This is a genomic window from Lichenifustis flavocetrariae (assembly GCF_026130545.1).
Taxonomy (GTDB): Bacteria; Pseudomonadota; Alphaproteobacteria; order Rhizobiales; family Beijerinckiaceae; genus Lichenihabitans; species Lichenihabitans flavocetrariae.
The window spans coordinates 1-9,532 of record NZ_JAMOIM010000086.1; the positions used below are offsets into that span (position 1 = coordinate 1).

9 protein-coding genes are annotated in these 9,532 nt (G+C 61.0%); 4 read left to right on the forward strand and 5 right to left on the reverse strand.

The genetic code is table 11. The annotated features are described in order from the left end of the window. Positions 1-280: 280 nt before the first annotated feature. Complete coding sequence (locus tag M8523_RS34910) at positions 281-580, reverse strand: hypothetical protein (RefSeq protein ID WP_282589410.1); 300 nt, start codon at positions 578-580, stop codon at positions 281-283. 30 nt (positions 581-610) lie between these two features. Between M8523_RS34910 and M8523_RS34915 the strand changes: the two genes are divergently transcribed. The 3 genes from M8523_RS34915 to M8523_RS34925 all read left to right on the forward strand — a co-directional run bounded on the left by M8523_RS34915 (position 611) and on the right by M8523_RS34925 (position 5,590). Further along, positions 611-2,614, forward strand: coding sequence for a putative bifunctional diguanylate cyclase/phosphodiesterase (locus M8523_RS34915; RefSeq protein ID WP_282589411.1), 2,004 nt, complete (start codon positions 611-613; stop codon positions 2,612-2,614). 712 nt (positions 2,615-3,326) lie between these two features. Then, positions 3,327-5,063, forward strand: a complete 1,737-nt coding sequence (locus tag M8523_RS34920; RefSeq protein ID WP_282589412.1) for a methyl-accepting chemotaxis protein — start codon at positions 3,327-3,329, stop codon at positions 5,061-5,063. Positions 5,064-5,152: 89 nt separating this feature from the next. Next, positions 5,153-5,590, forward strand: a complete 438-nt coding sequence (locus M8523_RS34925) for a chemotaxis protein CheW (RefSeq protein ID WP_282589413.1) — start codon at positions 5,153-5,155, stop codon at positions 5,588-5,590. Positions 5,591-5,711: 121 nt separating this feature from the next. Here the strand turns inward: M8523_RS34925 and M8523_RS34930 are convergent, their stop codons facing one another. Continuing rightward, positions 5,712-6,428: a transposase gene (locus M8523_RS34930; RefSeq protein WP_345894364.1), complete on the reverse strand. Its 717-nt coding sequence runs from the start codon at positions 6,426-6,428 to the stop codon at positions 5,712-5,714. A gap of 114 nt (positions 6,429-6,542) precedes the next feature. Beyond that, positions 6,543-8,105 (reverse strand): ISL3 family transposase, encoded by a 1,563-nt coding sequence (locus tag M8523_RS34935; RefSeq protein WP_282589415.1) that lies wholly within the window; start codon positions 8,103-8,105, stop codon positions 6,543-6,545. Positions 8,106-8,207: 102 nt separating this feature from the next. On the opposite strand from M8523_RS34935, the gene M8523_RS37100 reads away from it, so the two are divergent. Then, a complete protein-coding gene (locus M8523_RS37100; RefSeq protein ID WP_510182675.1) occupies positions 8,208-8,474 on the forward strand; it encodes a BLUF domain-containing protein in 267 nt (88 codons plus the stop codon). A 161-nt stretch (positions 8,475-8,635) separates the two neighbouring features. Here the strand turns inward: M8523_RS37100 and M8523_RS34950 are convergent, their stop codons facing one another. Together M8523_RS34950 and M8523_RS34955 are read right to left on the reverse strand one after the other, a co-directional pair. Further along, positions 8,636-9,064, reverse strand: a complete 429-nt coding sequence (locus M8523_RS34950; protein ID WP_282589418.1) for a hypothetical protein — start codon at positions 9,062-9,064, stop codon at positions 8,636-8,638. A gap of 3 nt (positions 9,065-9,067) precedes the next feature. Continuing rightward, positions 9,068-9,346: a type II toxin-antitoxin system Phd/YefM family antitoxin gene (locus M8523_RS34955; protein ID WP_282589419.1), complete on the reverse strand. Its 279-nt coding sequence runs from the start codon at positions 9,344-9,346 to the stop codon at positions 9,068-9,070. Between the last annotated feature and the right edge of the window lie 186 nt (positions 9,347-9,532).

A 9,532-nucleotide genomic window follows, 5' to 3' on the forward strand; every position in this document is an offset into this window, starting at 1 on the left:
GCCGCGCTCTATCAGGCCAAACTCGATGGCCGTGATTGCTGCAGATCGGCCCCAGACTTCGAACGTGGTGCCAAGGTAGATAGCCGGCCTGCCAAAGGCCTACTTGGATGGTGAGGTTCGGACTACTCTGCGAACACAGAGTATAATGGCGGATTTCAAGCATTCTACGTGCCGCTGAATCAAATACAAAAGCGCATTAAAGTATAAACCGCTCGGCACGACATTTCGAACAGTGCGGCTTTTTGTTCACCTGAATTTGCAAGCCTCATGGGAGCGGAGCTTAGGAGATCTGTCGGCTCCAATGGTCAGTTCGATCCACGCATACGATGAGCAGGTCGACCTTCTCGGGCATTCGGGTCGACTTGCTGCGCTTCACGATACCGGGCCCGAGCCTGCGTTCGACGATATCGCCGGGATCGCCGCCCAACTGTGCCGAGCCCCCATCGCGCTGATCAGCTTCGTCGATGCCAAGCGCTAATTGTTTAAAGCGACCACTGGCGTTGCATTTTGTTAAGCGCGACTTCAATTCCAAAGGCGCGTGACCTGCCACCCTTAAGATCTGGAGTGCATTCGTCTTCATACATCTTGGTAGTTTTGGAAGAGTGCTCCCGTGAGACAGCCGCTCTGGTCAATCCGCATGGTCCTGATTATGCTTGGGACGCTGAGCGTCGCCGTCGTTGTCGGACTTGCCTCTTTCGGATTGTTTGGCATCGAGCGCCAACTCGAAGCGCGCCGCAACGTCGTGCGCCTGGAGCAGATCCTTATAAACCACAACAACGCTGACAATTTTATGGATGATGTTCGCGCCGACGTGTTGCGGGCTCTGAAAACCGCCGACGGCACCAATCGCGAAGGTGGGGACAAAATCCTGGCCGAAGTCAAACACCACATCGATACCGTCAAAACTGCGATTTCAGAAAACCTAGCGGGTGCTCCGAGTGCAGACTTACGCGAAAGCTACAGCAGGATCGCCGGCCTTGCAGAAGCCTTTGCTCCTTCCGGTCAGCATGCGGTGGAGTTGGCGCTCGAGGACCCTATTGCCGGATCCGCCAATTATGAGCGCTTCAGACAGACCTTTACCGCTTTGGAATCGGCTATGGACGACCAGCGCGAGGTCTTGCAAAAGAAGTTGCTGGGCGTGCGAAACGACGCCGCCTTGACGGCGGTTCGCGTGGAAAATCTGATTGTTGCTTACTCTATCATCGGAGTTCTCCTTCTCGCATTGATGACAGCGGTTTCTGTGAAGATCGCACAACGCATCACGACGGAACTTGCCAGTTCCAAGGAGGAAGCAAATCGCCTGGCGCTGCATGACACTCTTACAGGTTTGCCGAACCGCGCCTTTCTCGCCTCCCACTTGGCAAAGGCCCTCACTCAGGCGGAGGAGCAGGACAGCATGGTCGCTGTCCTGTGCTTGGATCTGGATCGATTCAAGCAGGTCAATGACACGCTCGGCCATCCGATTGGCGATGCGCTCTTGCGTGCTGTGGCCGACCGGATCCGCACGTGCCTGCGGGAAAATGACATTGCTGCCCGGCTCGGAGGCGACGAATTTGCCATCGTGCAATCTCCACTTGGCCGGGTCGAGGAAGCCGGTACGCTGGCGCAGCGGGTCGTTGACACACTCTCGAAGCCTTACGTGATCCTCGGGCATCAGATCATGATCGGCGCGAGCGTTGGGATCGCGCTGGCGCCGATCGACACCAATGATGCCGGTGAACTCTTGAAGATGGCGGATATCGCGCTCTACCGCGCGAAGTCGGATGGCCGTGGCCTGTTCCGCGTCTTCGAGCGCGGCATGGACACAAAGTTGCAGGCGCGTCGCGCGCTTGAACTGGATCTACGCGCAGCGATTGAGCTGCAACAGTTCGAGTTGCACTATCAACCCCTCGTCGACGTCGTTTCTGGTCGGGTCAGCGGCCTCGAGGCTTTGATCAGGTGGAAGCATCCGGAACGAGGCATGATTGGGCCAGACGAGTTCATCCCGCTGGCAGAGGAGACGGGTTTGATCGTGCCGCTCGGCGCGTGGGTTCTTCATCAGGCCTGCACTGACGCGGTGGCTTGGCCGGGCGACGTCAAAATCGCCGTGAATGTGTCCCCTGCACAGTTCAAAGGTCCCGAGCTCGTTACTGCGGTCCTTGATGCGCTCACTCTTTCGGGGCTTCATCCGGCGCGCCTGGAACTTGAAATCACTGAGACCGCGCTGCTTAGCGATGCGTCTGGAACCGTGGCGGTGCTCCACGAATTACGCGCCAAGGGCGTGCGGATCGCCATGGACGACTTTGGGACCGGCTATTCGTCGCTCGGCTATCTTCGCAGCTTCCCATTCGACAAAATCAAGATCGATCGCTGTTTCGTCAGGGAAATCGAGACCAGCGCAGACTGCAAAGCGATCGTTCGGGCCGTCACCAGTCTCGGCGTGAGTCTTGGGATTTCGACAACAGCGGAAGGCGTCGAGACGTCAGCTCAGCTTGAGCACGTCCGCGCCGAGGGCTGCGACCAGGTTCAAGGTTACCTGTTCAGCAGGCCGGTGCCGGCCAGGGACGTTTTGGTACTCCTTGGACATTGCATACCTTCGGCCGTCCACGAAACGGCCTCTACCCTGGCAGCGTAGCGAATTGCCGACGCTTCGGCATTTAGCCGCCTTTCGCAATGGCTTTGTTCGTTTGGCTTCTCGACCGCTAGACACCCGCTTGGCGTTTACGATCCAACTCGCATCGCAACAACGCCGTGATACGTCAATTGTGACACAAGCACGTTGACCTAACGCAGCATCGCTACAACCTTTTCAGGCTTGTAAATCTTCTGTCTCATGAGGGCTGACGGCGGACGGTATAACTAATCGTCCTCGTCAGGAAACAACCTAAGGAAGAAACTTTTACGTTTTTCTCGCAAATTCTAAATACTCCACGTCTAATCTACCTTGAATGTATTTGGCCGTAGGCTTGGTCCTGTTCTCATGCGGTGTAAACAAATCTGGAGCCCTTGATGTGTGAAGCGGCGTGGCTGGATTTGAAACGGCATGGTCTCGCCTTTGGCTTGAGCATCGCGGTCATACTTTTTGGCCTCATCGCTGCCTATGCCGCGGCGCCAGATGATGCTTCAATCGTGGCAGCCCTCTTCCCTCCTTGGTGGCCGGCGCGACAGATGTTTGAGGCGGCGGGCGCGACGGGCACTATCGTCCAGGTTGGCAGCTGGCGAAGCGTCCTCATCGTGCGGTCAAATCAACCAAATCTTGCGGGCCGCCTTCACCTGAACGGGGCTCTTTTCACACTCAGCCCCCTGCGCTCCGCGGGCTGCTCCGCTTCATTGGAAAAAACCTGATCATGGCTGACACCCTGCTCAATTTGGCCGCCCTGCGGGCTAGAGCGCTGCGTCTCGTTCTCTGGACAATATGGCTCCAGGTTCCGCTCGTCGCACTTGTGGGATGGATGAGCGGCGTGCCGTGGCTGCTGGCGGTCGGCATCGTGACGGTCCTCGCAGGGTCGGTTGAGATGTTGGCCCGCTGGGATCGGCAGGGCGATCAGGCGCGCATCGTCGCAGGCGTCGCGCTGATGGTCTCAATCTCGGTCCTGGTCGCGCTGCTGAGCGGTCAGAAGATGCAGGTCGATCTGCATATGTACTACTTCGCCGCCCTCGCCATCCTGGTCGCGGCTTGCGACTGGCGCGTGATTGTTGCTGGGAGCGTGACCGTCGCGCTGCATCACATCGCGCTCAACTTTCTGTTGCCGGCCCTGATCTATCCGGGCGGCGCGGATCTTGTCCGCCTGACCACGCATGCGCTCGTGTTGGTGCTCGAAGCGGCAGCCTTAATTTGGATCGCCGCAACGGTCGAACGCATGTTCGGTGCGGTGACAGCGTCCGGCGCGAAAGCGGATGAGGCGAGGATTGCGGCCGAGACAAGCCACAAGGCCGCGGTGGCGGCCTCTCAAGCCGCCGAAGACATGCATCGTCGGACCGCTGAAGAGCGCGCTGTCCTGGCCGAAGAACAGGCCGAGGTGGTGCGTCGTTTGGGCGAGGGCTTGCAGGCTGTTGCGGGGGGAGATTTGACGGTGCTTCTGCATGAGGGCTTTTCGGCGGCTTACGTGCAGATCAAGGATGACTTCAACGATGCCGTCGGCAAATTGAAGGACACCATGCTCGCGGTCGTGTCGAGCACCGGGGCGATGAACGCGGGGACGCAGGAGATTGCGACGGCATCCAGCGATCTGGCGCGGCGCACCGAGCAACAGGCGGCCAGCCTGGAAGAGACCGCTGCGGCGCTGGATGAGATCACCAATACGGTGAAGGCCTCGGCTGAGGGGGCGGGCCATGCACGCCAAGTGGTGACCGAAGCCAGTGCGGATGCCGAGAAGACCTCTGTTGTCGTGCGTCAGACGGTCGAGGCGATGGATGCGATCGCCAAGTCATCGCACCAGATCAGCCAGATTATCGGGGTCATCGACGAGATTGCCTTCCAGACCAACCTGCTCGCGCTGAATGCCGGGGTGGAAGCGGCCCGAGCGGGCGAGGCGGGACGTGGCTTTGCGGTGGTGGCCTCCGAAGTTCGGGCGCTCGCTCAACGCTCGGCCGACGCCGCCAAGGAGATCAAAGGACTGATCAACGCTTCGGCCGCCCAGGTCACCCAAGGTGTCGACCTGGTCGTTGAAACCGGCAAGTCCCTGGACCGGATCGTGGCACAGGTGATCGAGATCAATGGCATCGTCGGCGCGATCGCGGCTGGGACACAGGAGCAGGCTTCGGGGCTCGCCGAGGTCAACATCGCCATCAACCAGATGGATCAGGTGACCCAGCAGAATGCCGCCATGGTTGAACAATCGACGGCTGCGAGCACCAGCCTTGCCCGTGAGGCCAACGAGCTCGCGAGCCTCGTCGGCCACTTCCGGGTCGAGGACGTCGGCGCGAGCGGGGAGGCACGCCGGCAAACCGCGCGGCCGGCGCCTGCTCGCTCCCGAACCACCGCCAAAGCGACCGCACCTAAACGACCGGCCCTGATCCATAAGATGGTCGTGAACGGGCCATCAGCTCACGCGGATAGCGCAGGCGAGTGGCAGGAATTTTAAGCAAGGCGCGCCATCAAGGCGCGCTCACGTTCCGCACTTCGGAAGGGGCAGGCACAATGGACGAGTTCCACACAACCAAGGACGCGGGCATGCGCGAGTTGCTCGCCTTCAGGATTGGCACACAGGAATTTGCAATCGACGTGATGGAGTTGCGCGAGATCCGGGTATGGACGCCGGCCACGCCGGTAGCCCATGCCCCACCGTTCGTTTGCGGGGTGATCAATCTACGCGGCGCGGTCCTGCCGATGATCGATCTTGCAATGCAGCTCGGATTGAGCTCGACCGCACCGACGCACCGTCATGCCATTCTGGTGGTCGCGATCGGCAGCCAAGTGGCGGGACTGCTGGTCGAGGGTGTGTCGGAGATCCTCACGGTCACGCAAGATATGGTCCAGCCGTTGCCGGACGTTGCATCACACTTCGCAAGTCAGGTCGTGAAAGGCATCTTGGCCCTTGATGGGCGCATGATCAGTCTGATTGCACTCGACGCCGTTTTGCCGCCACCCGAGATGACCGAAGCCGCATGAGCATGTGTATCGGCGTCAGATGGCAACGCTTCAAGGTGGAGCAAGCCGATGAGTATTGGTGGCGCCGTTAATCCGCACCGCGCCTCCATGCCGAGCCACATCCTTTTCGAGATCGAAACATTCAGAGAGCCACTGTTGTCGGCTTACGACGGACATTGGGTGACGCTGTTATGCGGGCATCAACTTCACGAGAAGACCCTTTGTCAGCCACAGACTTCTTTACGGCCCATCGGTCGAGCATGCTTTCACGTGAACGAAACACATCGTCGCGTGTGCCACGCACGATCCGCCGAACGGTCTGACGCGAGAGACCGGTGTGCCGCGCAATCGCCTTCAACGCGGTGCCGCTCTTGTGCAAGGCTCGGACCTTCTCGTTGGCCTCGTCGCGTTTGAGCCAGCCTTTCCATTGTCGTTTTTCGACCGCGCTGAGGCGCTTCGGGTCGATGTCGCCGCTCGTGACAGCACGGCGAAGGTGGTGCATATGACGGCGAATGATGTCCAGAAAGGCGGCACTGGCATTTTCAAGAAGATGCCATCGGTCGGCAATCTGAAGAGCCTGGGGAGCACCTTTCGTCGCTGCTTCACGGTAGCCGCCACCGCGGTCGCGGCAGACAATCTCGATGTCCGGATGGTCTTTGAGCCAGGCCGTCACGGTCCCGATCTCACGATCGGCTAGCAGGTCGATGATCCGGCGCTGTTCGAGATCGCAGACGATCGTTCCGTAGCGATGGCCGCGCCGCCAGGCAAAATCATCGAGGCCGATGATCTTGATGGATGTCGGGGTAGGTGCCGAACGGCGCCGTAGGGTGCGGAGCAGAGTATCTGCGCTGACCGGCATGGATAGGCGCTCCGCCAGACGTTCTCCGGGGCGACCACCCAGAACGACACCGATGCTGTAGATAGGCGTGCAACTTTGGCTCTGGCGCAGTTTGCGTGCAGATTGTCAGTCGCCTCAGGCTGTCGCCACCAATCGAGCGCGCAGCAGATCGACCTTGGCGCGCCCGTACATCTGGCGCTTCACGAGCTTTAATTTGGTGACTTGTCCTTCGGTCTGTCCATTGGACCACGTCTCCATGATAGCCGCTGTCACGGCAACTTTGTCAGCCGTTATGCCTTCGGCAAAGGCGGACAATTCGCTTTGCGCAGCATCAATGAGCCAGGGATCGAGCAGGTCGGGCTTTTTGGCCGAGATCAGGGCGGCGAAGCGGTCGAGCAGATTGCGCGCTTTGACGATAGCCGGCGATGCGGTTTCGATCGCCACCATCAGGCGTACCGTTTCGTCGCCTTTGCTAGCCCGCTCGGTCGTCAGCAGGCGCGCGATCGTGCGGGCCGACGGCATCCGCAACGAAGGGGGCTGGTCTCCTGGAAGTCGGACACTCCGGCGCTTGCGGGTTCTCCATTCGGACACGACGCGCAGGCTCCCGGTGAACCCCGCGCCGCGAAGGCGCCGCCACAGCTCCGTTCCGTTCTGGCACCCGGCCGCCCATTCGGACTCGAGCCGCTCGGTCCATCGGTCGAGCGTGCTTTCGCGCGAGCGGAATACATCGTCGCGTGTGCCACGCACAATCCGCCGAACGGTCTGACGCGAGAGACCGGTGTGCCGCGCAATCGCCTTCAACGCGGTGCCGCTCTTGTGCAAGGCTCGGACCTTCTCGTTGGCCTCGTCACGTTTGAGCCAGCCTTTCCATTGTCGTTTTTCGACCGCGCTGAGGCGCTTCGGGTCGATGTCGCCGCTCGTGACCGCACGGCGAAGGTGGTGCATATGACGGCGAATGATGTCCAGAAAGGCCGCACTGGCATTTTCAAGAAGATGCCATCGGTCGGCAATCTGAAGAGCCTGGGGAGCACCTTTCGTCGCTGCCTCGCGATAGCCGCCACCCCGATCGCGGCAGACAATCTCGATGTCTGGATGGTCCTTCAGCCAGGCCGTCACCGTCCCGATCTCACGATCGGCCAGCAGGTCGATGATCCGTCGTTGTTCGAGATCGCAGACGATCGTTCCGTAGCGATGGCCGCGCCGCCAGGCGAAATCATTGAGGCCGACGATCTTGGCGGATGTCGAGGTAGGTGCCGAACGGCGCCGTAGGGTGCGGAGCAGAGTATCAGCGCCGATCGGTATGGACAGGCGCTCCGCCAGACGCTCTCCGGGACGACCACCCAGAACGACACCGATGCAATGGACAAGACAATCGAGGCGGCTCGTGCGACGGGATCGAGCCAGGATGATCTCGGGGGCGAACTGCTCGGCGAAGGTCTTCCGATCGCAAGACGGGACGGCGCAACGGAACCGACGTGCCGTGAGACGGATAACCAACCCCCGACCGAAGGCCGGAACGTCCCGCGGCGACCGCACATAACGGCTGTGCACCGACGCGGACAGGGATCCGCAACCGGGACACCTCCCGGATGCCTCACCGCCATGCGCATGAACGATCAGCCCGTCTGGACCGACGTCATGACGGTCCACGATCAATCCGGTTGGTGTCATGGAGAGATAGGAGTTGCGTGACGACATCGGTCTGGCCCTCCGTCGGCCAAACCGTCTACGCCGCTGGAGTCATTCCGGATTCATCGCAATCTGCACGCAAAACGCGCCAGACCCAACTTCGCCCAGATATTGGAAGGTCCGGCCGACGCCGTCGAGCGTACCTTCGCGCGGGTTCGGCTCGACCCGCGGCACCGTGACATCGTCCTGCTGGCGAAATCCCCCCTTCAGCAACGAGGCTTCCCGGACTGGTCGATGGCACTGTGCGAAAACGACCGGCTTTCCAAGGAACTGGCGCCGGACGTGTTCCGCCGCGCCTTTGCGGAGCCGGGCGAATCGGCGGGGCTGGAGGTCACAGACCTCATTAAGACGGGTATCTACGCCGTCCAGATCTGGTGACTGCGCGGGGGCGGCGAGCCCCGCATCGCGGCGCATAGTGTCCTTGACGGCGCTGAGCACGGTGCAGGACTGCTTTGGGTCTCGGCATCGGCACAATCGGCTGGATCGAACGGCATGTCATGCGCCCGCATGGCCGATCATATCAGCCGGACGCAGCCTCGCTACTCGGTTCGTTTCACGATAGACCGCCGCGCGAGGGCCATCCATTTGTCCCGGACATGCCGGAACAGGTTGGCGGGCAGTTCGCCGTAGGCAACGCTTGCCGCATCGCCTGACCGCATCGGCCGCAGATCGGGACCCGGCCATGTGAAGCGGTTGGCCTCGTTCAAGACGATCCAGGACCGCTCATCGTCGAGGCCGAGACGGCGCTTGGTGGCGCCCGGAACCTCCACGGCCTGGTCGGCATCGCGGGGCGGCGTATGGGTGATCGGCAGTACCACGACAGTGCGGTTGCCAGCCTCATCGAGAACGCTCAGCAAAACCGCACAGGGCCGGTCCTTCGCACCTTCCTCCTGACCGCGCTCGTGCTCATCCCGCCACAGAAAAGCATAGCGGATGACCAGGCCGGGAACTGGATCAGCAAAAGACACGCGTCAGGGCTGAAACTCGGGGTTGAAGGCCTCCGCGCTCCGCGAGGGCTCGGCACGGCCGACGGCTTCGATATCGGCGGCCGTAAAATCCTCGATCCCCATCACCTCGCGGTCGCGCCGTTTCAGCCGCCTGTATTCGTCGGCCGAGATCATGACGGTGCGGTCGCGGCCATTGCGGGTCACGACGACCGGCTGCATCAGGGCGGCGTCCTGATAGCGGCCGACCTCCTTGCCGAATTCCGTGGACGTGACCCGGATCATGGTGGTGCTCTCATCAGTCATATACGGATTATAGCTGAATTCCGGGACTTTCGCCACAATCGCGGTAGCGTCAGTGTTCGGCCATGCCTTGCCGCCGCAGCGACCGGGCCAGCGTCCACTGTGCGACGCCTAGCCGGCCCTATTCACGGACGCGCTTGGATTTCGGCCAGTTTGGCGGCCTGATGCTTGCGGTCGAGCGTCATCGTG